We start from the raw sequence: 23,533 nt of genomic DNA, 5'->3' as shown, positions 1-23,533 counted from the left end.
CGCTCGCCCCTGCTTTCCCACTCAATGGGAATCAGTGTCATTCTCAGTACATGGCCAACTCCCCCACAGGCGATTCCGTCACCGACCGCCTCGTGCGGGTCCTTGAGACCTTCACCCCGAGCCGCACCGTGCAGACGGCCGCCGAGATCGGGCGCCGGTCGGGGCTGCCGCGCTCGTCGGCGCATCGCATCGTCGGCGAACTCATCGATGCGGGGTTGCTCGAGCGCGACGATGACCGCCGCATCCGCATCGGCATGCGGCTGTGGGAGCTCGCCACGCGCTCGTCGCAGGCGCTGCGTCTGCGGCAGGCCGCGTTGCCCGCGATGGAGAGAGTGCAGGCGCGCATTCGCGAGCACACCCAGCTCGCCGTGCTCGAGCAGGATGAGGCGCTCTTCCTCGAACGACTCAGCGGCCCGACGTCGGGCTCGAACGTCACGCGCATCGCCGGGCGCCTGCCGCTGCACGCCTCGTCCTCCGGCCTTGTGCTGCTCGCCTACGGCACGCGCGACCTGCAGGAGCGGATGCTCGCCGGCAGGCTGCCCCGCCTGACGGCCGAGACCATCGCCGACCCGACGGCCCTGCGGCGCAAGCTCGCCGAGGTGCGCACGCTCGGCCACGCCGTGGCACAGGGTTCCATCGAGCTCGTGTCGACGGGGGTCGCGGTTCCCGTGCGCGACGAGACGGGCACGGTCGTCGCGGCGCTCTCGGTCGTGCTGCCGCGCGACGCCCCGACTGCAGCCGCGCTCGACGAGCTGCATCGCGGGCGGCGCGAGATCGAGCGGACCCTCGGGGTGCGCTCGTGACGCGTCGACCCTGACGGCACAGTTCGTCGACGGGCATCCCGATCAATGAGACGGATGCGCTACACGAGCGGCGCGCCGTCGCACACTGAGCGCGACCGCTCCCGTGGCCCCGTCGAAGGAGACCCCATGACCACGACCCTCCGCACGCCCGTCGCCATCGTCGGCGCGGGCCCCGCCGGCTTGCTGCTCGCGCACCTTCTGGACGAGGCGGGCATCGACTCGATCGTCGTCGATCTGCGCACGCAAGGTGAGATCGAGAGCACCATCCGCGCGGGCATCCTCGAGCAGGGCACCGTCGAGCTGCTCGACCGCCTCGGCGAGCACAGCCGCGCCCGCATCGTCGGCCACCGCCACGACGGCATCGAGCTGCGCTTCGACGGCGAGGGCCACCGCATCGACTTCCCCTCGCTCACCGGCCGCAGCGCCTGGCTCTACCCGCAGCATGAGGTGCTCAAGGATCTCATCGCAGCGCGAGTCGCCGCTGGGCAGGACCTCCGCTTCGGCGTCACCGTCACTGGGATCGATGAGTCCGACCAGGAGCACCCCCGCGTGCTCGCGGTAGACGCCGACGGGAAAGAGCTCGTCATCGAGGCCGATTTCGTTGTCGGGGCCGATGGCTCTCGTAGCGTTGTCCGTCCCTCGGTCGTCGGGTCGATGCAGGGCGGCTACTTCCGCGAGTACCCGTTTGCGTGGTTTGGCATCCTGTGCGAGGCGCCCCCGAGTTCGAACGAGCTCATCTACAGCAACTCCCCCGACGGCTTCGCTCTCATCAGCCAGCGCAGCGAGACCGTGCAGCGGATGTATTTCCAGTGCGACCCGAAACTCGATCCGAGCTCGCTCAGCGAGACCGAGGTCTGGGAAAACATTCAGAAGCGGGTGCCGGGCACCGATTTGATCGAGGGGCCAATCTTTCAGCGCGACGTTCTGCGTTTCCGCAGCTTCGTGTCGCACGGCATGCGAAAGCACCGTATTGCGATCATCGGTGACGCCGCGCACACCGTGCCGCCGACGGGGGCCAAAGGCATGAACCTCGCCGTGGCCGATGTCGCCTTGCTCCACGAAGCTCTGCGAGCACTTCTACAGGAGAACGACTCGCGCCTCATCGACACGTTCGAGCAGCGCGCAATGCAGCGCATCTGGAAGGCGCAGCACTTTTCCTGGTGGATGACATCCATGCTGCATGTCACCGACGACGCGTCCGACTTCGACCGCCGCCGCCAGCTCGGCGAACTGCGCTCGATCGCGCAGTCGACGGCGGGCCAGACCTATCTTGCCGAGGCGTATACGGGGTGGCCGATCTGACCCGGAATCAATCCAGCCTGAACACGCGGATGCAGACGAGTCCCTCTTCGGGTCGGGCGTACCCCACAAACTGAGCCTCGGTTAGCCATCGATAGTCGGCTGCGCCTGTCTGGAAAACGAAGGCTGTCCGGTAATACAACTCGTCCTCGGCGAGCGGCTCCCCCGAACGGAGCCGCTCCTCGAGTTCGGGCCCGGCGTGCCAATAGCCTCTGTTCACGACATCGATGGCGGCACCATCCGCCGACTCGATGAGATAACGCGCATCGAGTTGCGTTGTGGATCCTCGGGTCACCCACCAATCGGCGCCGACCCCCAGGACCCGGCCATTCAGTCGCGGGCCTTCCACGACGCCCCCGGTAATCGGAGTGACGTTGAGGCTCTCGGATTCCGTACGACCGACCCGTACCGGTGCCGCGACTTCCACTCTGAGCTCGAATACGAACTGGAGCGAGGGCTTGAGGAGGCTCATCGGGCGACCGCTGTGAGCTCGGGTCGCACGTGGCCGAGAACCGCTTCGACATCGCGGGCGGCGGCGAGCGCGATGTGGTCCCCGTTACGCGGACCGATCAGTTGAACTCCGGTGGGAAGGCCCTCGACGTCCAGTCCAGCGGGGACCGCGACTGCCGGTAGACCCAGCAGGTTGACCGCGACGAGCAAGGCGTGCGACCGCCATAGCGTTGTAGCGGCAGCCGGCCCTTCCAGATCGAAGCCGACCGCGGGCATCCGAGACGTGGATACGGGCCCGAGAATGACGGGGTTCTCGACCTGGAACGCATGCCATGCCGCCGCAACCGTGATTCTCCGCGCCCACGCCATGCCGTAATCTTCGACGGCCGCGAACGGTTCGGTCTCGCTTGCTGCATCGAGAAAGTACTGAGTAGCGCCGTCGCTGAGCGGCTGGGGTAGACCGCCTGGGAGAAACGCACCCAGCATTTCTGCGGTCGACAGTCTGCGCCAGAGGACGGCGGCCTCCTCAAGCATCGGCGGTTCGGCGTCAACGATCTGCCACCCGCGTTCGGCGAGCGCTTCGGCCGCGCGTTCAATCCCGAGCGCCACGGAGGACTCGACTCCCCAACCGAGAGGGTTCCGGACGACCGCCGCCCGGCGCGGACCCTCGTACGTCCTCGGATGCGGGAGCGTTACCGCCAGTGGGTCTCGCTCGTCAGCTCCGTGCATGATCGAGAAGGCTGCGTCTAGGTCGTCGACGGTGCGCGCGATCGGGCCGTTGACTGCGAAGTGCTGGAGCGTGAGCGGGACCGGCTCATTGCTTACCGCCACTGGAGAAGGGATTCTGCCCTCCGAGGGACGAAGCGCACACACTCCCGCCGCGTACGCCGGCAAACGAAGGGATCCCCCGTAATCGTTGCCGAGTCCGAGCGGCGCCATGCCCGCCGCCACTGCGACTGCATCTCCGCCGCTCGAGCCTCCCGCTGTCCGATCCTCATCCCACGGATTGAGTGTGCGGCCGAATAGATCGTTTACGGTGTCCCATCGAAGTCCGAAGTCGGGCATGTTTCCCCGACCGATCGGAATAGCCCCGGCGGAAAGGAGGCGACGCACCATCGTTGCGTCCGCCGAAGGCACCGCGTCGGCGAGGAAGGTCCACCCGCTGGTGCTGGCGGACCACGTGAGGTCGATATTCTCCTTGACGGTGAATGGCACGCCGGCGAAGGTGCCGGTGACGCGACCAGCATCCACTTCGTCCGCGAGTGCACGAGCGCGATCGTGGAAGACGACGGTGAGAGCGTTCAGGTGAGGATTCACCTCATCGATCCGATCGAGGTGGGCGTCGATGACCTCGCGCGCGGACGTGCGTCCGAGCCTGATCGACTCGGCAAGCTCGAGAGTGCTCAGTTGCCAGAGCGGAGTGGCGTTCATCGTTCTCCTTGAGGATCGAGGATGGGGAGGTTCGAGGTGGCGATCGTCGGCAGCGCTGCGGTCCTGGTCGGAATCCGGCGTTGCGGGACCCAGCCTTCGTGTGGGACGGAAGCAAGAAGCAAACGGGTGTAATCGGCTCGCGGACGATCGAGCACCTCAGCAATAGGGCCCGATTCTTCGATCCGGCCACCGCGCATCACCACGACGTGGTCGCAGACGCGACGCACAGCGGAGAGGTCGTGCGAGATCATGAGGAGCGCGACCCCCGTTTCCCGTCGGATTCGGTCGAGAAGCGTGAGGATCTCGACCTGGGTGGTGACGTCGAGGGCCGAGACGGCTTCGTCCAGCACCAGAATCTCGGGCTCGGCCGCGAGCGCCCGTGCTATTGCGACACGCTGACGCTGACCCCCCGAAAGCGAGCGGGGCCGCCGGTCGGCGAGGTCCGGAGTGAGTAGGACAGCTTCCAACAGCTCATCAACGCGCGCATCGAGCGCAGGCCTCGACTCGCGTGGGCGGTGGACGGAAATCGCTTCGCGCAGGCACTGCCGAGCTGTCTGTCTGCGGTCGAGGGACTGGTACGGATCCTGGAAGACCATCTGCGCGATCCGAGCTCGTCGGCGCCACCCGGTTGTCGAGCGTGGCACGCGGGTCCAGTCCTCACCCTTCACCAGGATGATGCCGGAGTCGGCGCGCTCGAGGCCGCAAATGATTCGGGCTGTGGTCGACTTGCCAGAGCCGGACTCGCCGACGATGCCGAGTGACCCCCCAGGTGCGAGCGTGAAGCCAACCTCGTCAACGGCGACGAACTCCTCGCGATGTCCGCCGCTTGCCGATCTCACGGAGTACGTCTTGCGCAACCCGTCGACAACCAGTACCGGCTCGGTCGCAGGCTCCCCCTGCATAAGATCCGGAGGCAGGGTCGCGGAAAGGAGGCGCTGCGTGTACGGGTGCTGCGCGTCAGCACGCATTGTCTCCGCCTGCAGCGTCTCGACGATGCGGCCGCCTTGCATGACTGCAATCCGGTCGCACACTGCGCCCGCGAGCGCGAGATCGTGCGTGATGAAGAGCATCGCGAGGCCCCTACTGCGCCTGAGGTCGGCGAGTACGGCCATGACCTCCTCCTGTGTCGTCACGTCGAGGGCCGTGGTGATCTCGTCGGCGAGAAGTAGCGGCGGGTCCATAGCGAGTGTCGCCGCGATCATGACGCGCTGGAGGAGCCCGCCAGACAGTTCGCTGGGCCGTTGCCGAAGCCGACGCTCCGGATCCGCGATACCAACCTCCGCGAGAAGCTCGGCCGCGCGACTCTCCGCAGCCGCTGGTTTCTCCCCGCCCACCGCGACGAGTGCCTCGATCATGAAGTCGCCGATCGTGCGCAGCGGGTTCAGGTGAGCTCGCGGAGTCTGGAAGACCATGCCGAGACGGCGAGCACGCACTGCGCGCGCGTGTTGCTCGGGGAGCTCGGCGAGGTTCTCGCCGTCGACTCGGATCGTGCCGCTGGCAACGAGGCCGTCGGAAAGTAACCCGGCGACTGCCCGCACGGTGAGCGTCTTGCCTGAGCCCGACTCGCCGACAAGCCCGACGACCTCGCCCGCCGACACTGTCAGCGAGAGATCGGCGACAAGCGCCTGGCCATCTGGCCCGGTCACGGCGAGCTTGTCGATGTCTAGAACAGTGCGTGTCATGAGCTCTTCGCCTCCGCCCAGACGGTGACGCGGGCGCCGACAATGTTTACGGACAGTACGGTGAGCACAACCAGGAGTGCCGGGAACAGGGACTGCTCGGGAGCACCGTTGAGAAGGGACGGTTGGCCAGAGGCAATCATGACGCCCCAGTCGGAGGAGGGCGGCGGCGCTCCCAGTCCGAGGAAGGAGATGGCCGCAAGGTCGAGCATCGCATAGCCGAACCCCAGCGCTCCCTGCGCGAGGATCGTGGGTAGCAGCGCCGGGATGAGGTGTCGGAAGAGTATGGCTGTTGAGCTGACGCCTTGGATGCGTAGAGCTGCCATGTAGGGCTTGCCGAGCTCGGCCCGCGCTCCTGCCCGCACAAGTCGCGAGACGACCGGCAAGTAGGCGATCGACAATGCGATGACCGGCGCCACCAGTCCCTTGCCAAACATCGACACTGCGAGGACGGCGAGTACCAGGCCGGGGATCGCGAAGATCACCTCGATGACGCGGGTCAGGATCCCATCGACCCAACCGCCGAACCACGCTGAGAGAAGAGCGACCGTCGACCCGAGGGTCGTCGACAGAGCGACCACAACAAGTGGGCCGATCACACTCGCGGGACCCCCAGCGATGACCCGCGCGAGGATGTCACGCCCGAGGTCGTCGGTGCCCAGGGGGTGCGTAAGCGAGGGCCCGCCCGAGATAGGACCCGCGTACAGCTGGTTCGGATCAAATGCGCTGATCAATGGGCCTGCGATGACGACCAGGGCTATGGCGCAGAGCGTCACCAGAGCGGCTACGAGTAGCGGATCGCGCTTGGCAGCCCTACGTGAGATCGCTGGCACCCGGCCGGCGGCGATTTGACCGACACTCATGCGTCCCTCCTCGGGCGGGCTGAATCGGGATCGATGATGGCGATCACCACGTCGACCATTGCGTTGAGGACGACGAACAATGCGACGAGCATCAGGGACAGCGTCTGCACGACAGGGAGGTCCTTGCGTGCTGCGGCCTCCGTGAGGAGGACACCGATGCCACCCAATCCGAAAGCGTGCTCGGCAATAGCGGCGACCGCGAAGAGGCTCGCGATGGTCGTGCCCGCGACGGAGAGCAGCTGTGGTGAGGCATTGAGAAAAACATGGCGTCGGAAGATCCTGCTCGGCGGGATTCCCCGCACGCGCGCAGTCTCGACGTGCTCGGAACTCAGCTGGGCGACAACGGCGCCTCGGGTGATCCGGCTGATGTATGCGATGTAGAGAACGGCGAGGGAGACTGCGGGCAGGGTCAGGTGGTAGAGGTTGTCGAGAAGGCCCTCCCCGGGTCCGTAGACAGGGAACCAACCGAGCACCCTCCCGAAGATCCAAATCAGAACGATCGCGACGACGAATGTTGGCATTGCGACGCCCAGCGACGTCCCGACGAGCACAGCCTGCTCAACCCGGCCACGTCGCACTGCGGCCAGAATCCCCGAGCCGACGCCGAAGACGACGATGAGCACGAGCGTGTAAATAACGAGCAGGAAAGTGATGCCGAACCGGGGAGCAATGAGGTCAATGACTTCGGTCTTATAGACGAAGGAGGTGCCGAGGTCTCCTGTCAATACCGACCCGACCCACGAGAGGTACTGCACCCACACGGGCTGATCGAGCTGGTACTGCTCGCGGATCGCGTCGATCATTTCTGGAGTCGGGCGCACCCCGCCGGCGAGTGCTACTACGGGGTCCCCGGGGGTCAACAGCACTGCGGAGAAGATCACGACGCTGGACAGGAAGAGGGTCAGGAGTAGCGCGCCGATCTTCGAGAGCAGTCGCCTCACAGTTCGTGCGCCCATCATCCCTCTTCTCCCCTGTCCAGCGTCGTGCGCATCACTGACCGCCGAGGTGCAGCGCCCAGGGGCTCGAGTACGAGGCGACGGACGTCACCACGCCAGTGAGACGGTTATTCAAGAAGGTGGTGTGGTAAGCGCCGGCCAGTGTCACCTGGAGGAGCTCGGGAGCGAAGATTTCCTGCGCGGCGACGTAGGCCTCGGCCGCGCCGACAGGATCTGGAGTGGTCCGCGCGGCCTGCACGGCGCCCACCACCTCGGGATCCGCGTACGCAGTCCAGTTGAAGATGCCGCCGATCTCAGGCGGAAGCACGAAGAGCTGCGGATAGGTCAGCACCCCGGGCGTCTCCTGGTAGCCGGCGGTCGCCAGGAAGTCCACGCTCTCTCTGGCGGCGGGATCGGGCAGGAAGAGGGAGGCGAAATCGGCGGCCTGTCGCTCGTCGATCTCCACGGTCAGGCCGATCTGCTGCGCAGCCGCCTGCACGATAGCCGCGGTCTGGGAGAGCTCCTTGCTGCCGGCCGGAATCGCGATGCGGATCGGTACGGAGGGATCTTCGCCGGATTCCTCGACCAGGGCTCGGGCCGCTTCGAGATCGAAAGCAGGCTCCGGCAGCGCGTCGTATGCCGCCTGATACACGCTCGCGGCCTCCGAACCCTCCCAGGTGAAGGGGGCGACGAAGGTGCTCTGCGCTTCGCCCAGTCCGTTGAGGACGGTCTGGATGTACTGCTCCCGATCGATCGCCATGCTGAGAGCCTGCCGGATCTTCGGGTTTGCGCCCGGCCCGTCAGTCCGCGTGGGCCCGAATGAGAAGGATGCGGTCGATGGGCCCACGATCAGTCGGCCTTCATCCGAATCCTCGAACGCGGCTCGGCTGGCCGGCGGCACGTTGAAGGCGCCGTCGATCTCACCTGCAAGAAGCGCATTCGTGAGCGTCGTTCCATCAGGAATGAAAGAGAACACCAGCTTCTGGACCAGCGGGGCACCGTCCCAGTAACCATCATTCGCGACGAGGGTGATGTCGCTGCCGGGGGTCCAACTTTCCAGGGCGTACGGGCCGGCACAGAGAATCTCTCCGGCGGAAGTGCCGAGTGCCGGACCCTGCTGTTCGCTGAAGGTCTTGCTGAGGATGGCGCCAGGACCGCCCGTCATCGCCTCACGGAAGATCGAGTCAGGTGCTGTGAAGTTCACCGTCACCTGGTTTTCGCCGGTGACCTCGATGGTCGAGACGAGGACGAACGCGCCAAAGTACGGCGACATGACATCCTGACGGCTGCGCTCCAGACTGAAGACGACATCCTCGGGGGTCACGGCGCTACCGTCCGAGAACGTCACCCCCTGTCGGAGATTGATGACGAACGTGACCGGGTCGACGAACTCTGCGCGCTCGGCCAGACCCGGCTCGATACCGAAGTCCGGCGAGACGCGCAGCAGGCTGTCGCAGATGTTCGGCCACACGAAGTTGTAGTCGGCGCCGGGCACGAGTGAGCGGGGCTCCCCCTCGACGAGGCCCCAGCGGACCTCGTCGACGGCAGTGGTCGCCGCGGGAAGCGAAGACGTCAACTCAGTGATCGGCGCGGGCTCGTCGGTAGGAGCTGCTTCAGGAGCCGAGCATCCAGTGAGAAGAAGCGCGGCGACCGCGCTCAGAAGCGCGCCATTGCGCCAGCGCCGGGCGACGACGTCGCCGTCGGAGATTCTCATGCGTTTCCTCCAGGGGTACGGGTGTCCCGGCACGTCACCGGTGACGATGAAAAGGACTGTACTACAACAGCGTTGTACATCAATGTTGCATTTGCGTTACGGTCGCAGATAAGCTCGCGACATGCCCCGCCCGGTTGACTCCGATCAGCGCCTTGCTGACATCGCGGACGCGACGGTTCGAGTGGCGCGCGAGAACGGAGCGCAGGCCGTAACGGTCCGGTCTGTCGCTCGAGCTCTCGGGGGTTCCACCACACTCGTGACGAACTATCTGCCCACGCGGTCGGCGCTGATTATGAACGCGCTCGACAGGGCTCGGGACCGGTGGAAGACCGAGCGTGAGGGTGCCGCCCGCAACGCCGACAGCACGCCACTCGAGGCGATGCTCGACGCCGTCCTCACCTCCAACGCGGACGACCCGGCCCTCCGTACACTCATCCTCGAGATCGTCGCCGACGCCACTCTTGATCCTCAGCTCCGGGACCGGATGCGCCGCGAATCGGAGGATTTCCAGGTGGAGCTCGCGGACGCAGCGACGCGCTCCGGTCACCGCAATCCTCAGTTGGTCGCGGACATCCTTTATCTCGCGCTCCGCGGTTCGATCATCGCGAGCGCTGAGGACCCAGCGCTCTGGGGGGAGGCGCGGTTGAGAAGCATTCTGCTTGAAGCCGTAGACGCCTTGCCTCACGATGGCCCGTCTCCGAAAACGCACCGGCCCTCGAGGTAGGTGCGTCGAGCCTGCACCTTGTGGAGCAACTCGGGAGGCGCGGCGAACGGGTCGGTCGAGAGCACCACCAGATCGGCCGCTAGTCCTCGACGAAGAGCTCCGCTAAAGCCCGCCCGCCCGCCCGCTGCGGCTGACCCAGCCGTGTACGCACTGAGCGCAGTCGCCAGATCGATCGCTTGAGACGGATTGATCCGGGAGTCCGCACGCCGACCGGGCAGGGCACGGTTTACGGCCACGTGGATCGCTTCCCACGGATTCGCACTAGACACTGGCCAGTCAGATCCTGCTGCAAGGGACGCTCCGGCGTCGCGAAGCTCGCGGAACGGGTAGTGGCGATCGATAAGGGAAGGAGACAGGAAGGGGAATGTGAGCTCCTCCAGCTGATCGTCGACAGCGCCCCAGAGAAGCTGGAGGTTCGCGAACGCGCCGACCTGGGCGAATCGATCAACATCCGAGCCCTGGACGACTTGGAGATGCGCAAGCTGATGGCGTCGGGCGGAGGGGCCATTTGCGGCACGGGCGGCTTCGAGCGCATCGAGCGCAATCGTCACCGCCCTGTCGCCAAGCGCATGCATGTGCACCGAGAAGTCCGCAGCGTCTAAGGCGATCACAGCCTCGGTGAGCTCGGCAGCGTCGAGGAATGTCGTGCCGCAGCCATGGGAGCCATGCCCATGCGGGTCGGTGTAAGGCTGCGACATCGCCGCGCTGAAGTTCTCGGCCACCCCGTCCACCATGATCTTGACCGTGTCAGCGAGGAGCACGTCGGGTCGACCGAGCGATTCGACCCGCGCCCGCCGATCAAGCAGGTCTTCCAGTTGGCCGATCCCGACGCCCCGCTGCCACCAGAGTGCCGCCGTCACACGAGCACTCAGCTGTCCTTCGGACAGCGCACTCTGGTAGGTATCGAGCAGATCATCCAGGCCGGCTGTCGCTCCCACGTAAGCGTCTTGCCACCCGACGACGCCGAGCGCGAAGAACTCTTCGTGTGCGCGTCTGAGGGCGCGAAGCGCGAACCCCGACTCCACGCGTGGGCGCACAGTGTCGAGAAGGTGCATCGCTCCCTCGTGGAGAACTCCGGCGGGAGACCCGTCGGGCTCGCGCTCGATCCGACCATCCGTTGGGTCGAGGGTGTGGCGATCTATGCCGGCACGTTCGAGCGCACGGGAGTTGACCCAAACCCCATGATGGTCCCGATTGAGTAGGGCGACCGGGCGATCGGGAACGATCTCGTCGAGGGCCTTCCGCGTTGGCGTGCCGCCGGCGAAGTGGGGCATTGACCATCCGCCGCCTAGGATCCATTCCTCCTCAAGGTGTGACGACGCATACGCGGCTATCCGTCGGAGGGCGTCATCGGCGTCGAGTGCCTGGGAGAGATCGCACTGCATCAGCTCAATCGCCCCCGGAATCGGATGGGCGTGCGCGTCATGGAAGGCAGGCATGATGAGTCCGCCCTCTAGCTCTATGACATCGCGTGCGCCCGCCTTGCGCAGGACGTCGTCGGGCTCGACCGCGGCGATGCGGCCATTCAGGACTCCGACTCCGACGGCGCGAGACGTCGGCCAGCCTGCCGTGAAGGCGAGCCCGCCGACGAAGATCGAGTCGTACATCAGCGCACGACGAAAACTCGGACGCAGACCTGGCCGTCCTCGTCTCGCGCGAGACCGAGGAACTGGTGCTCGGCGAGCCACCGGTGCTGGGGCGCATCGGTCTGGAAGACCGGCGCGGTCCGGAAGTAGTACTCCTCCTCCGGCACGTTCTCGCCACTCTCCACGCGAGCCATGACATCCGCGGTAGCGCGATAGTAGCCACGGTTCAGGATGTCGATGACTACACCATCCTGGGCTTCCAGTAGATACCGGGCTTCTAGTTGCGCGGTACCGCTGCGCTCGACCGCCCAATCCCCTCCGCCCGGAAGCACCTTCCCGCTAAGAAGGGGACCTGCAACGGTGCCGCCAGTCACCGGTGTGAAAGAGAGGTTTTCGTCCGGGCCGCGACCGATCGGCAGATGCGGGGCGATGTCGACACGAATCTCGAACGCGAACTCCAGTTGAGGTTGCATCATGATGCGGTTCCTTTCGTGTCAAGCACGCTCAGTGTCAGCTCCAAGCCGTGCGGGCCGCCCACCGTGAGTCGCTGCCGGTTGACGCGGGTTTCACGGGCCGACCAGGGGTGCTCGCCCGTGCCGGGCTGAGCGAGGTATTCGGGGTGGTCACTGCTCGAGACATGCACCCGCAGCTGATGGCCGGGCGCGAGTCGATAGCTGACTTGGCCGAGATCGATCGTCACCTCGGTGGGACCGACGATGGGGGGCCGGTTCACTTGTGCCTGACCTCGAGCGATCCGAAGCGCGGAGCCGTCTGGAGCTACGTCGAGCAGCCGGACGAAGACATCCATGACTGGCCCGTCCGACTGCACTTCAACCCGCGCGCGTGCCGGACCCACGAGATCGACAGGCGTGGCCTGCGCTCCCGCTGTAAAGACGACGACGTCATGGCGCTCCCCAAGCGGTGCTTCGTCTGGTCGCTCCATGAGGAATCCAAATGCGTTCGCTGCGCTCGACGGTACGAGGTCATCTGGATCATGAACCCACTCCACGACGCTTTCCTCTGCCTGCGCCACGCCGAGCGAACCATCGGCGGCGGCGTACACCACCCACTCGCGAAGGCCCGACGGGGGCCACCGTTCCGCGACGCGCATCCCCGGGGTTCCAGCCAGAGACCACGCGACGCGAGGGATGTCGTCAGGACGGCCGTTCCCACGCACGAACACTTCGAAAAAGGCGATTGAAGGGTCGAGCATTCGAGGAAGCTCGCTACGGATCTGATCGTCGGTGCGACTCTCAGTCCGCCGCTCGGGTCCGTCCTCGAAGTAGTACGACTCGTGGTCCATTGCTTCGATCCGGAGGTAGTGATTCAGCGCCCACGCCGGACGGGACTCGAGCTCCGCGACGTCAGCCCACGAAAGTGGCGCACAGTTGTCCCACAGTCCAATGGTGTGCAGCACAGGAACCGGCCGCGCGTCGAAAGGACTTCCATCGACGAATCGCGGAAGATGCACGGCCGATGGGAACCATTGGTCATATGAGATCGAGCGGGCTCCGATCGCGGACATCACCTCCTCCGCTTGCGCACTGTAGGGGCGCCGACTCGAGTCGAGTTCCCACGCAAACCCATCCTGGGAGTGGAAGTACGTCAGCGGATACAGGTAGGTGACTGCCCACTCGACGGGTCGTATCGCGCCGGGGTCGCGCACGGGCTCGCCGAGCTGAGTGCCGGTGACCCGAGGCGCGATCGCCTTCAGAGCAGGGTGCTGCGTTGAGACTGCCGCCCACTGCGTGTATCCGTAGTAACTGTCGCCCCACATCGCCACACTGCCGTTGGACCAACCCTGCTGGACAATCCAATCGATCGTGTCGTACCCGTCACGCGCCTCGTTGACGAAGAGCAGCGCCTCTCCGTCGGAGCGGAACTTTCCCCGAACGTCCTGCGCGACGACCCGGTAACCGTGCTCCATGAAGTACTCCGCCACAAGCGGGATGAATGTGTACGGGCCGCATTTGTCATAAGGCAGCCGAATCAGGATCGTGTCGCCGGGGCTTTCGTCGCCGTCTGGCAGGTAGACGTCAGTAGCGAGTTGCACGCCGTCACGCATCCGAACGCGGCGCTCGCGGGCGAGCTCGCTGACCGGGGCGGGCCCGACCCTTACGATGTCCGTCACGTTGATCCTCTCGATACGCGCGTTCCGGTAGATGGCCACACGCTAGAGTGATGAACGGTTCTTAGTCAAGACTGACTATAAAAATGGGAGACGAGACGTGGGAAGACCCTCGGTCGCCGAAGCTCGACGGCGGCAGATTTTCGAGGCGACGATCCGATGCCTCGCCTCGAGCGGACTCACAGGGGCAACGCTCGACGGCATAGCCGCGGAGGCTGGCATGGCGCGCGGACACGTTCGACACTTTGCTGGCAATCGCGAGGACATCCTCACGGGCGCAGCGCGATTGCTGTATTTCGGTGAGATTCCGGGACCGACGGCTCAGCCCGCCGCCGCGGATAGAAGCAGCTCGTTCCTCCCGCCGGCCGTGACTACCATCGATGCCGCGCTCGACTGGCTGTTTGGCGCGTTCGCGGAACCGGGTCCGGAGAATATCGCTGCACTGGCCTTCGTGGATGCGGCACGGACGATCGAAAGCGTGCGCGACGTGATCGTGGCCGCCTACCGGAGTTCCGAGCTGGAGCTCCAAGAGCTCCTAGCGCGCGCTGCGCCCAGCGCATCGCGAGATGAGATCGCCCGAACCGCGTACAGCCTTCTGGCCATGGCACTCGGCAACGTGTTCCTCTCCGATGTAGAGGTCTCACCGGAGCGCACGGAACAGGCCCGGCGCACTGCGGAAGTCGCCGTCGCCGCGCTCGCGGCGTCAGTCGCTGGAAACCGAGAAGGCGATCACGCGCAAGAGTGAGGTCAGCTGACGACGTTGTTCTGCGCTCAAGCCTGCGGTGCGGCGCTTCTCCGCGTCACGAACGTCGGGCTCCGCCCTGCTGAGAAGCTCCGTTCCGGCCTCCGTGATGCCGACGACGCGGGTTCGCCGGTCGGATGGGTGAGGAGACCTGCGCACGAGGCCACGGCTTTCCAGCTCGTCCACGAGCGCGACGATTTGACTCGGGTCCAGGCGAAGGTGATCGGCGAGCTCTCGCTGTGTTGGCGGTTCTGCCCCCGCCGACAGGGCAAGCACCGCGTATGGCCGGACGCGAAGATCGTGCGGCGCAAGTGCCTCGTTCGCCGCGTGGACCGCAAGCGCACTGGCCCGAGCGAGGAGGAAGCTCGTATCTTCTTCCAGCGGCGTTGGGGCGGTCATGGTCCAATCGTATCGTCATGCCGAGGATCAATGATTGACAAGTTCAATGATTGTGTTCTTCAATGAGACTATGAATGCATCGCTCGTCGACCTCACTGATCGCGCTGTCATCGTCACAGGCTCGGGGCGGGGGCTCGGCCTCTCCTACGCTCAGGAACTCGCGCGCCGCGGCGCTGCGATTGTCATCAATGATGTGGATGACAAGGTCGCAGCAACAGCCTGCCAAACCATCATCGATGCCGGCGGGCGGGCGGTGGCGGTCGTATCGCCGGTGGGTAGCACCGAGACCGCGGACCAGTTAGTCGCGGCTGCGCTCGACTCCTTCGGGAGGCTGGACGCACTCGTCACGAACGCAGGAATCCTGCGTGATCGCTCACTCTTGAAGATGACCGATGACGACTTCGACCAGGTGATCGAAGTGCACCTTCGCGGAACATTCACCTGCGCGAGGGCCGCTTTCGCGCACTTCAAGTCCCGGGAAGTGCCGGGACGCATCGTCGCGATCGGATCGCCGACGGGCCAGCGAGGCAACTTCGGGCAGACCAACTATGCCGCCGCGAAAGCAGGCATTGTCGGAATGGTTCGAACCTGGGCGCTTGAGATGACGCGCTCGGGCGTGATGGTGAACGCGGTCGTGCCTGTGGCGGCGACCGCCATGACACGCACGGTTCCGTACTTCGCCGCCGCGATCGAGGCGGAGGACGCGGGTCGGCCAATGCCTCCGTTCTTCCGCGAACAGCTCGGATTTGGTACGGCGGATGACGTAGCGGGCCTCGTGGCGTTTCTCGTATCCGACGCAGCGGCAGGCATCTCCGGCCAGGTAATCGGCGTCGGAGGCGACCGCCTGCAACTCTGGTCGCACCCCGAACCTGTGCTCACGGAGCTGCATGCAGGGGGCTGGGGCGCCGACGATATCGCAAGCAAGCTCGCCCCAGTACTGAGGGAGAAACTGCAGTCCGTAGGAGAGCGCCTGCCGTCACTCCCCGCCGACCTCGATCGCACCAGCAACTGACCATGTATCGCCCCGAAGTCGACACCGCGCGCATCGACGCAGTTGACATGCACGTGCACATCGAGCTGGACGATCACGGGAACGCGTCTCTGCCGACTGATCTCGCTGCCGCCGCGGCCCGTTACTTCAGGACCGACGGCGTCACCCCTGACCTGGCGTCCATAGCGGAGTCATATCGGAGGCGGCACATGGCGGCGGTCGTCTTCAGCGTGGATGCCTCGACACAGCTCGGACATCCGGCGCTCTCCAGCGCGAGCATCGCCGAGCAAGCGGCCGACCAGGCCGATGTGCTCATCCCGTTCGGGTCGGTAGACCCGCGGCGAGGCGAGTCGGCCGTCGACGAGGCCCGCGCACTAGTCGCCGACCACGGGGTGCAGGGTTTCAAACTGCACCCCACTGTTCAGGGCTTCGACCCGTCCAGCGAGGAGGTGCGGCCACTCTGGGCAGCCCTCGAAGGCATCGGGGTGCCCGTGATTGTGCATAGCGGACAGACCGGTATCGGAGCAGGCACTCCCGGCGGCTCGGGGTTCAAGCTCCGATTCTCGAACCCGATGCTTCTCGACGACGTGGCTGCCGATTTTCCAGACCTGAAGATCGTGCTCGCTCACCCTTCGGTGCCCTGGCAGGACGAGGCCATCTCGATGGCCACGCATAAGTCGAATGTGTCGATCGACCTCTCCGGCTGGAGGCCAAAGTACTTCCCCGCGCAACTGGTGCAGGCCGCGAAGACCTATCTGCAGGATCGTGTCCTGTTCGGGACTGACTTCCCGCTCCTGACCCCTGAACGGTGGATTGAGGACTTCGACGCTCTCGATATCCCGGGCGAAGTGCGCGCGAAGATCATGAAGCAGAACGCAGTGCGCCTGCTCAAACTTGAAGAGATCGCGTGACAGCGCCTCTCGGCGACCTGCTCGAGTCGTGGACCCTGCTTCCCTCAGATGAGCAGCAGGTCATGTTGCGTCTGCGGGAAACACTGATGACGAGGATCGCGCCCGTGCTCGACGGCGCGTGGGAGAAAGGGGAGCTGCCAGACGCCGTCCTCGCCTCGCTCATCCCATTGAGGCTGATGGATCCGCCCGAGCTCAAGGGCCGGACTCTTTCCGCGCTTTACTCGGGCTTCCGGAACCTTGAGATTGCCCGCGTCGACGCGTCCGTGGCGACCGTGTACAACCTCCAGGCGGGTCTTTTTCGCACCGTTGTATCTCGAGGCGGCAGCGGTGATCAGTTTGCCCGTTGGGATCCGATGATTCGCTCGTTCGCCATGGCAGGCGCGTTCGCTCTGACGGAGCCGGACCACGGGTCCGACATTGCGCGGGGGCTTCGAAGCGAAGTCCGCCGTGACGGATCGGACTGGATCCTGAACGGGGCGAAGCGCTGGATCGGCGGCGCCGATCGAGCCGATCGCATCGCCGTCGTCGCTCGGGAGCGCTCGGGCGAAGTGCGCTGCCTCCTCGTGGACCCGCGTAGTCCCGGCGTTACGTTACGGCGTATCGAGCGGAAGACCTCGCTGCGAATCGTGCAGAACTTCGATATCACCTTCGAGAACGTCCGCGTGAGCGACGATTGGCGCCTGGCCGAGGTGTCTTCGTTCGGCGATATCGCCCGGTGTCTGCGTGAAATGCGCGCTGACGTGGGATGGATCGCTACCGGGACTGCCCTCGGCGCCTACGAGGCCGCGCTCGAGTACGCCCTCCGCCGCTCCCAGTTCGGTCGACCACTAACTTCATTCCAGCTAGTCCAGGAGAGGCTGACGACCATGCTCGGCCACGTCTCCGCCTCGTTAGCTTTGATGCTTCGCCTTACCCAGCGCCAGACCTCCGGAAAGGTTCTCGACGAGGACTCCGCACTCGCGAAGTCCTGGATCACTGCTCGACTTCGAGAGGTGGTGGCCCTTGCTCGCGAGACGTGCGGCGGAAATGGCATCACCCTCGAATCTCGCGTCGCTCGTTTCCACGCAGACGCTGAGGGGATCTACTCGTACGAAGGCACGTACGACATCAACTCGCTCATCGTCGGTCGGGCGATTACCGGCTACTCCGCATTCGGCGGCGCACCTCACGACGTCGCCTCACCTCTTGAAAGGAATCGATGATGATCCAGAAAACGACCGTCGCGCTCGCCGACCTCCCCGCGATGATTGGCGAGGAGTTCGGGCCCTCCGAGTGGATGTCAGTGCCCCAGGACCGGATCGATCTGTTTGCCGATGCAACTGACGACCACCAATGGATCCACGTTGACCCGGAGCGCGCTGCTGCCGGGCCATTCGGCGCACCGATTGCACACGGTTTCCTCGTCCTGTCCCTGCTCATCCCTCTGTGGACCAGCCTTTTCGATGTTGACGGAGTCACCACGAAGGTGAACTATGGGCTCAATCGCGTGCGGTTCGTCAGTCCGGTCGCCGCCGGATCCCGGGTCCGGCTGTCCTTCGTTCTTGCCGACGTCGAGGAGGTGAAGGGAGGAGCGCAGCTCACTCTTGCTATGACTATCGAGCTCGAAGGCAGCGAGCGCCCCGCCGTCGCCGCTGAGTTCCTCGCTCGCTTCTACGTCTGATGAACCAGTTCCGACCAGGCGCGACGATGCCCTCGGGAATCGGGACCTGGGTCCGTAACCGCCGGACCAAATCTGCCCGGCAACCCGCGATCCTGTTTTCTGGGGAAGTCCAGACATACGACGCGCTATCCGACCGGATCGACAGGCTTGCTAGCGGTCTGAGCTCGCAGGGAATCGCCAAGGGGGACCGCGTCGCGTATCTCGGAAGCAACCACCCCTCGCTCATTGAGACGATGCTCGCCTCGGCCCTTCTCGGCGCCGTATTCGTACCGCTCAACACTCGGCTCACGGAGATCGAGATCAGCTATCAGCTGGAGCACTCCAGTGCTCGGATGCTCATCCTGTCCCCCGAACATCGCGCAACGGGCGAGGCGGCGGCGAAGACTGCCGGCGTCCGTGATGTCGTCCCTCTCGCGGAAGAGTATGAGCGACTCCTCCACAACGGACGTGCACCAGCGCCCGTCGAGGTGGATCTCCACGATCCTGCGGTCATCATCTACACCTCGGGCACGACCGGGCACCCGAAGGGTGCTGTGCTCACCCACGGCAACCTCACTTGGAATGCGCTCAACGTCATCGTCGACTATGACGTAACCTCCAAGACTCGCGCGCTGATGATCTCGCCTCTCTTTCATGCCGCGGCCCTGGGGATGGGGGCGCTCCCTACTCTCCTGAAGGGCGGCCTCCTCCTCCTTGAGGAGCGATTCGATCCCTCCCAGGCGCTGCGCGCAATCGAAGAGCACCGCGTCACTTCGCTCAGCGGGGTGCCGACCACATTCCAGCTGCTCATGGAGGACCCGACGTGGGATGCGACCGATCTGTCGTCACTTCAAAGTCTGACGTGCGGGGGTTCGGCCGTGCCGTCGCGTGTCCGAGACGAATATGAGAGGCGAGGTTTGCAGTTCTCGAGTGGTTACGGCCTGACAGAGAGCTCGCCTGGGGTGACGTGCCTGCCATCGCAGTACTCCTCTACCCACGGGCAGAGCAGCGGATTGGCTCATTTCTTTACCGAAGTCCGCATTGGCGAATCCGCGCACGATGCTGCGGGAGAGATCGAGGTCCGGGGCCCGAATGTGTTCTCGGGCTACTGGCAAGACCCGATTGCGACGTCGTCAGCGTTCACGGATGACGGGTGGCTGCGTACGGGAGATGTCGGCATCATCGATGAGGCCGGCTTCCTGACCATTGTCGGGCGCTCGAAAGACATGATCATCTCGGGAGGCGAGAACATCTACTGCGCCGAGGTTGAGCACGCGATCCTGACTATCCCTGGCGTGACTGGCGCTGCTGTCATCGGCGTACCGCACGAGCGATGGGGAGAGGTCCCTCACGCCTTGGTCACGCTCGAGCCGGGAGCGCGCCTCGATCGCGACTGGTTCGTCGAGCAACTATCGTCCACTCTCGCCCGGTACAAAGTTCCTCGGACCGTCGATGTGCTCGAGGATCTCCCCCGGACGGCAACCGGGAAAGTGCGGAAACACGTCCTGCTCGCTCAAGTACTCAACGGCCAAGCACCCAACCTCTAAGTCGCCGTGAGGAGGGCGCATTGGTGAGCGTGAGGCTCGCGGGGGCCCACCCGTTATCGTCCGAAGAGCACCGCTTTAGGCACGCAGGCACGGGCATTTTTCGGGTTTCCCCAACAAGCTGGAGCGGCCAAAGTGTTGCGTAGACGTGACTCCACCGAGATGCTCAGCCGCATGCGGAAAGAACCGCAACGAAAAACCCCGGAAGATCAACGATCCTCCGGGGTATCTGCGCGCCCGAAGGGACTCGAACCCCTAACCTTCTGATCCGTAGTCAGATGCTCTATCCATTGAGCTACGGGCGCACTGTCACTTTCGCGACTGAGCGAGCATATCAGCGACGCAAGAGGGTCGCGAATCGCGGCAACACGACCGGCTCGCGACCATGCCGGTGCCTATGCTGGGTCCGATCGTTCACCAAGGGGGGACATTGTCGACCGCCGTCGATCCGCCGACCACTATGCGCCCGTTGCTGAGCCCCCGATTCACTGGTCGTCTGCTGCAGACGACGTTCTTCCTGCTCTTCCTCATCGCAACGTTGCTCTTACTCGCGATCTCACCCGAAGTCGTCATGAGTGCGCCCTACGGCGTCGGATTCGCGCTCATCGTGCTGTCGACGATCGTTCCCTACCTGCCCGTCTTCGACGACACCGCATATCGCCCGTGGATGCTCGCGATGCCAATCGCCGATTTCCTGGCGTTTGTCTCTCTTCGACTCGAGGCAACCGGTGGCGTGACGAATCCGATGATCATGATGCTCATGATCCCCGCCGCGTGGTTCGGCTTAGCCGCATCACGTCGAACCCTCCTGCTCATGGTCCCCGCGGTGCTCGCCGTCGTCACGCCCGACATCGCACTCATCATCGCGGGAGGTCTCACCGACACGATGGCGGAGCGAACGATAGTTGTGATCGTCGTCTTCCCCGCCGTCGCCTTCTTCGCCGCAGCCGCCGCTCTCGCCATGGCAGAACTCATCGGAAGTCGCCAGGCTTCGCTCATCGAAGAGCAGCACCGCCGTTCGGAAGCGGCCCATGAGACGGAACGCGCCCGGACGCTTCTCAGCGAAGTTCTGGACTCGCTCGACGCGGGCATCGTTGTGATGTCGCCGACTGGAGACCTTCTCTTGATGAACCGCGCGCTGAGGGACAGCCCGGTACTCACGTCGCGCGGACGCGACCCCTGGGAGACGTTCCAGTCGGTCCCCACGTTCGGGATGGACCGAGTCACGGAGATCAGCGTCGAAGACCGGATGCTCAACCGGGTATCGCGAGGCGAGTACACCACGGACCAGCTCATCTGGATCGGCGATCCCGGTACCAGGCAACGCGCGATCTCCGTGTCGTCCTGTGCCGTGAGAACGAAAGCCGACGAGCACATCGCAAACGTCATCCTGGTGAGCGATGTGACCGACCTCATCGAGGCGATCGACGCGAAGGACGCCTTCATTGGGACGGTCTCGCACGAGCTCAGAACACCCTTGACGACACTCGCCGGCTTCCTCGAGATCATCATGGAGCGGTCCGACCAGTTCGACCCCGAGGTGGTCAGCTGGCTCGGGGTGATGGAACGCAACATCCGTCGTCAGCAGCTCCTCGTGCACGACCTCCTGCTGGCGGCCAGCACCCGTTCGACGTCACTATCAGTCTCGCGCTCACGAACAGACCTGGGGATGATCGCCCGAGATGTTGTGGCTGCCCTCCGACCGGAGGCGGAGGAGAAAGGCGTCTCGCTAGACGTCGTCGGGGGGCCCGTCGAGGGGCGATTCGACCCCTTGAGGATGGCGCAGGTCGCGGAGAATCTCGTCACCAACGCCGTGCGGTACACGCCGGCGGGCGGGAGCGTGAGCGTCTCCGTCAGCGGTGACGCCGACCACCTCCACCTCGTCGTGAGCGACACGGGTGTCGGAATCGCCCCGGAGGATCAGGAGCGGCTGTTCGAGCAGTTCTTCCGCGCGGCCCAGGCCCGAGCATCCGCCATCAGGGGCATCGGACTCGGCCTCGCGATCGTCAAGGCGATCGTCGACGCGCACGGCGGCGAGGTCGCCCTCGAGAGCGAGCCGGGCCGCGGCACGACCGTGACGGTCTGCATCCCGCACTCAGCTTGACCCGCAGGAGCGGGGCGACTCGCTCAGGTGACCTGGACGGAGTCGGCGGTGTGCGCGGAGACCTTCTCCGGGAACGAGAGGACGAGGTGACGCCCGAGTGCCGTGGCGAGCCGGGCGAGTGTGTCGATCCTGTTTCGCGCTCCGCCGCCCTCCTCGAGTCGCGAGATCACTGACTGGGTCGTCTTCATGCGCGCGGCAAGCTCTCGCTGACTGAGCCCGGCCGAGGTTCGCAGGTCGTAGATCAACTGCCCGAGCGCGAGATCCTGTTCGACTTCGCCGCGGACTTCGTCGCCCACCGCACCCCGCCGCTGCTTCACATCTTCCCAACGGGAGTAGTTCGCCATCATGCCCTCCATCACGGGTACTCGATTGCGCATTGTGCGGCAACGCGCTTCGCGCGAGCAACCTCATGCCGCTCGTTACCACGCTGCTTGCGGAAGGTCGTCAGTAGGACGATCCGCCCATCTTTCGTGAACCGGTAGGTGATGCGTCTCGCGGTCTGCCGGAGCGTGAACCGGAGTTCGAACAGACCATCGCCGAGCGAGCGAGATAACGGCATGCGAACTGCCGCACCCGAGGTCGCCAGCCTGTCGATGATCACCGCGACCCGGTCCCAGTCGCGTTGACCCAGACGGCTGAGCCACGCTTCGATTTCGTCGTGCAACTCGACGTCAGTCGGGTTCATGATCGCACTGGCGAGATCATCGCACAACTGCGATATGAGGAGACGTGCACGCGCGAACCCCGCATTTTCGCCCGATCACCCGATGAGGTAGACCATCCCGCGGCCCTCAGCCGCGAGCGACTCGACGAACTCCCGTGCTCGCTCCAGATAGTGGAGGACGTAGCGGCGTTCCTCCTCGTCGGTCGCGCCGTGAGGGCTACGCCACGCTCGAGCCCAATCGTCGATCCGCTTCTCATCCACCTCGCGCAGCTGGTCGCGGATGCCGGGCACCTCCTCCGGCAGGATCACCCGCACCCACGGTTCCCAGCCCAGCCCGTGCATGGTCACATTGCCCTCGAACATCCGGTACGCGGATTCGGATGCGAGCCCCCCAGGGCCCGGCCTCGTGAGTGCTTGAAGGGCCGACCACGCCTTGTCGAGATAGAGCATGTCGCACCGCGGAGGGACCTGCTCGAACACCGCGACGCTCGATCTCGCGTGCGGCTCCAACCCCCAGGCGTCGGCGAGCGGATCGCTGGAGAGGATGCTGTGCGGATCGTTGATCGCCTGCTGTGCGAGCTCGGCATCGAAGGCGTAGGCGTAGTAGCGGATTCCCATGACGCGATCGTGGCGTCGTCGTCGCGTCTCGAAAGCCATGACCGGCGAACAGTGGGCGCGGTGGATGACCCGCGCTCATGTGGAGGAGCCGCCACGCGGCGGGAACACCGTTGAAGAGGTCAGGCCGGAGCAGCGCCGACGACAAGGTCGGCCCCGAGGGGAGGCGTTCCGCCGCAGAAGCGGCGGCGGAACCAATAAACGCAGCGGAGACGGAGGGATTTGAACCCTCGGTCCCCTAAACGGGGACTCCACCTTAGCAGGGTGGTGCACTCGGCCGGACTATGCGACGTCTCCTGGCGTGAGCCTCCA

The 23,533-nt window shown here is 65.1% G+C and carries 23 protein-coding genes and 2 tRNA genes; 10 read left to right on the top strand and 15 right to left on the bottom strand.

The window, feature by feature from the left end; genetic code table 11:
* Positions 1-50 precede the first annotated feature (50 nt).
* Both FHX53_RS11545 and FHX53_RS11540 read left to right on the top strand, forming a co-directional pair.
* The gene (locus FHX53_RS11545; RefSeq protein WP_182491484.1) at positions 51-803 is read left to right on the top strand and encodes an IclR family transcriptional regulator; all 753 of its coding nucleotides are present in this window, start codon (positions 51-53) and stop codon (positions 801-803) included.
* Between the two features lie 126 nt (positions 804-929).
* Positions 930-2,105, top strand: coding sequence for a 4-hydroxybenzoate 3-monooxygenase (locus tag FHX53_RS11540; RefSeq protein WP_182491483.1), 1,176 nt, complete (start codon positions 930-932; stop codon positions 2,103-2,105).
* A 7-nt stretch (positions 2,106-2,112) separates the two neighbouring features.
* On the opposite strand, the gene FHX53_RS11535 is transcribed toward FHX53_RS11540, so the two are convergent.
* From FHX53_RS11535 to FHX53_RS11510, 6 genes are read right to left on the bottom strand one after another with little or no spacing between them, the layout of a single operon-like run.
* Positions 2,113-2,574 (bottom strand): DUF3237 domain-containing protein, encoded by a 462-nt coding sequence (locus tag FHX53_RS11535; RefSeq protein WP_182491482.1) that lies wholly within the window; start codon positions 2,572-2,574, stop codon positions 2,113-2,115.
* Positions 2,571-3,983, bottom strand: coding sequence for an amidase (locus FHX53_RS11530; protein ID WP_182491481.1), 1,413 nt, complete (start codon positions 3,981-3,983; stop codon positions 2,571-2,573). The genes FHX53_RS11535 and FHX53_RS11530 overlap by 4 nt, the downstream gene beginning before the upstream one ends.
* Positions 3,980-5,665 (bottom strand): nickel ABC transporter ATP-binding protein NikE, encoded by a 1,686-nt coding sequence (gene nikE / locus FHX53_RS11525; protein WP_182491480.1) that lies wholly within the window; start codon positions 5,663-5,665, stop codon positions 3,980-3,982. The genes FHX53_RS11530 and nikE overlap by 4 nt, the downstream gene beginning before the upstream one ends.
* The gene (locus FHX53_RS11520; RefSeq protein ID WP_182491479.1) at positions 5,662-6,525 is read right to left on the bottom strand and encodes an ABC transporter permease; all 864 of its coding nucleotides are present in this window, start codon (positions 6,523-6,525) and stop codon (positions 5,662-5,664) included. The genes nikE and FHX53_RS11520 overlap by 4 nt, the downstream gene beginning before the upstream one ends.
* Complete coding sequence (locus FHX53_RS11515; RefSeq protein ID WP_182491478.1) at positions 6,522-7,481, bottom strand: ABC transporter permease; 960 nt, start codon at positions 7,479-7,481, stop codon at positions 6,522-6,524. Before FHX53_RS11515 ends, FHX53_RS11520 begins: the two co-directional genes overlap by 4 nt.
* Positions 7,482-7,515: 34 nt before the next feature.
* Positions 7,516-9,174 carry an ABC transporter substrate-binding protein gene (locus tag FHX53_RS11510; RefSeq protein WP_182491477.1) on the bottom strand — a complete coding sequence of 553 codons (1,659 nt, stop codon included), beginning with the start codon at positions 9,172-9,174 and terminating at the stop codon, positions 7,516-7,518.
* Positions 9,175-9,295: 121 nt separating this feature from the next.
* Between FHX53_RS11510 and FHX53_RS11505 the strand changes: the two genes are divergently transcribed.
* Positions 9,296-9,898, top strand: coding sequence for a TetR/AcrR family transcriptional regulator (locus FHX53_RS11505; protein ID WP_182491476.1), 603 nt, complete (start codon positions 9,296-9,298; stop codon positions 9,896-9,898).
* Here FHX53_RS11505 and FHX53_RS11500 read toward each other — a convergent pair.
* Genes FHX53_RS11500 through FHX53_RS11490 form a run of 3 tightly spaced genes read right to left on the bottom strand, consistent with a single transcriptional unit; the run spans position 9,856 to position 13,615 of the window.
* A complete protein-coding gene (locus FHX53_RS11500; RefSeq protein ID WP_220476397.1) occupies positions 9,856-11,505 on the bottom strand; it encodes an amidohydrolase in 1,650 nt (549 codons plus the stop codon). The two genes, FHX53_RS11505 and FHX53_RS11500, sit on opposite strands and share 43 nt — an antisense overlap.
* Complete coding sequence (locus tag FHX53_RS11495; RefSeq protein WP_182491475.1) at positions 11,505-11,960, bottom strand: DUF3237 domain-containing protein; 456 nt, start codon at positions 11,958-11,960, stop codon at positions 11,505-11,507. Before FHX53_RS11495 ends, FHX53_RS11500 begins: the two co-directional genes overlap by 1 nt.
* Positions 11,957-13,615 carry a CocE/NonD family hydrolase gene (locus FHX53_RS11490; RefSeq protein ID WP_182491474.1) on the bottom strand — a complete coding sequence of 553 codons (1,659 nt, stop codon included), beginning with the start codon at positions 13,613-13,615 and terminating at the stop codon, positions 11,957-11,959. Before FHX53_RS11490 ends, FHX53_RS11495 begins: the two co-directional genes overlap by 4 nt.
* Positions 13,616-13,712: 97 nt before the next feature.
* Between FHX53_RS11490 and FHX53_RS11485 the strand changes: the two genes are divergently transcribed.
* Positions 13,713-14,357 (top strand): TetR family transcriptional regulator, encoded by a 645-nt coding sequence (locus FHX53_RS11485; protein ID WP_182491473.1) that lies wholly within the window; start codon positions 13,713-13,715, stop codon positions 14,355-14,357.
* On the opposite strand, the gene FHX53_RS11480 is transcribed toward FHX53_RS11485, so the two are convergent.
* Complete coding sequence (locus FHX53_RS11480; protein ID WP_182491472.1) at positions 14,316-14,753, bottom strand: MarR family winged helix-turn-helix transcriptional regulator; 438 nt, start codon at positions 14,751-14,753, stop codon at positions 14,316-14,318. The genes FHX53_RS11485 and FHX53_RS11480 overlap by 42 nt on opposite strands.
* Before the next feature lie 46 nt (positions 14,754-14,799).
* On the opposite strand from FHX53_RS11480, the gene FHX53_RS11475 reads away from it, so the two are divergent.
* Genes FHX53_RS11475 through FHX53_RS11455 form a run of 5 tightly spaced genes read left to right on the top strand, consistent with a single transcriptional unit; the run spans position 14,800 to position 19,841 of the window.
* Positions 14,800-15,765, top strand: coding sequence for an SDR family NAD(P)-dependent oxidoreductase (locus FHX53_RS11475; RefSeq protein WP_425488315.1), 966 nt, complete (start codon positions 14,800-14,802; stop codon positions 15,763-15,765).
* A gap of 2 nt (positions 15,766-15,767) precedes the next feature.
* Entirely contained in the window at positions 15,768-16,655 is an 888-nt protein-coding gene (locus FHX53_RS11470; RefSeq protein WP_182491471.1) for an amidohydrolase family protein, read from the top strand.
* Positions 16,652-17,857, top strand: coding sequence for an acyl-CoA dehydrogenase family protein (locus tag FHX53_RS11465; protein ID WP_343050990.1), 1,206 nt, complete (start codon positions 16,652-16,654; stop codon positions 17,855-17,857). Before FHX53_RS11470 ends, FHX53_RS11465 begins: the two co-directional genes overlap by 4 nt.
* Positions 17,858-17,898: 41 nt before the next feature.
* Positions 17,899-18,315, top strand: a complete 417-nt coding sequence (locus FHX53_RS11460) for a MaoC family dehydratase (RefSeq protein WP_425488316.1) — start codon at positions 17,899-17,901, stop codon at positions 18,313-18,315.
* Positions 18,315-19,841 carry an acyl-CoA synthetase gene (locus FHX53_RS11455; protein ID WP_246335672.1) on the top strand — a complete coding sequence of 509 codons (1,527 nt, stop codon included), beginning with the start codon at positions 18,315-18,317 and terminating at the stop codon, positions 19,839-19,841. The genes FHX53_RS11460 and FHX53_RS11455 overlap by 1 nt, the downstream gene beginning before the upstream one ends.
* A 229-nt stretch (positions 19,842-20,070) precedes the next feature.
* On the opposite strand, the gene FHX53_RS11450 is transcribed toward FHX53_RS11455, so the two are convergent.
* Positions 20,071-20,143: transfer RNA gene (locus tag FHX53_RS11450), tRNA-Arg, on the bottom strand.
* A 125-nt stretch (positions 20,144-20,268) separates the two neighbouring features.
* On the opposite strand from FHX53_RS11450, the gene FHX53_RS11445 reads away from it, so the two are divergent.
* Positions 20,269-21,942 carry a sensor histidine kinase gene (locus FHX53_RS11445; RefSeq protein WP_182491469.1) on the top strand — a complete coding sequence of 558 codons (1,674 nt, stop codon included), beginning with the start codon at positions 20,269-20,271 and terminating at the stop codon, positions 21,940-21,942.
* Between the two features lie 23 nt (positions 21,943-21,965).
* Here the strand turns inward: FHX53_RS11445 and FHX53_RS11440 are convergent, their stop codons facing one another.
* The 4 genes from FHX53_RS11440 to FHX53_RS11425 form a co-directional block, all read right to left on the bottom strand.
* Positions 21,966-22,298 carry a helix-turn-helix domain-containing protein gene (locus tag FHX53_RS11440; protein ID WP_182491468.1) on the bottom strand — a complete coding sequence of 111 codons (333 nt, stop codon included), beginning with the start codon at positions 22,296-22,298 and terminating at the stop codon, positions 21,966-21,968.
* Positions 22,298-22,627, bottom strand: coding sequence for a type II toxin-antitoxin system RelE/ParE family toxin (locus FHX53_RS11435; protein WP_182491467.1), 330 nt, complete (start codon positions 22,625-22,627; stop codon positions 22,298-22,300). The genes FHX53_RS11440 and FHX53_RS11435 overlap by 1 nt, the downstream gene beginning before the upstream one ends.
* Before the next feature lie 75 nt (positions 22,628-22,702).
* Positions 22,703-23,224 carry a DUF1877 family protein gene (locus FHX53_RS11430; RefSeq protein WP_182491466.1) on the bottom strand — a complete coding sequence of 174 codons (522 nt, stop codon included), beginning with the start codon at positions 23,222-23,224 and terminating at the stop codon, positions 22,703-22,705.
* 204 nt (positions 23,225-23,428) lie between these two features.
* Positions 23,429-23,518: transfer RNA gene (locus FHX53_RS11425), tRNA-Ser, on the bottom strand.
* Positions 23,519-23,533 lie beyond the last annotated feature (15 nt).

Origin of the sequence: Microcella alkalica, assembly GCF_014137945.1 — a bacterium.
GTDB lineage: Bacteria > Actinomycetota > Actinomycetes > Actinomycetales > Microbacteriaceae > Microcella > Microcella alkalica.
The sequence above is the reverse complement of the archived record's forward strand: the minus strand, read 5'-3'. Positions and strand labels throughout refer to the sequence as shown.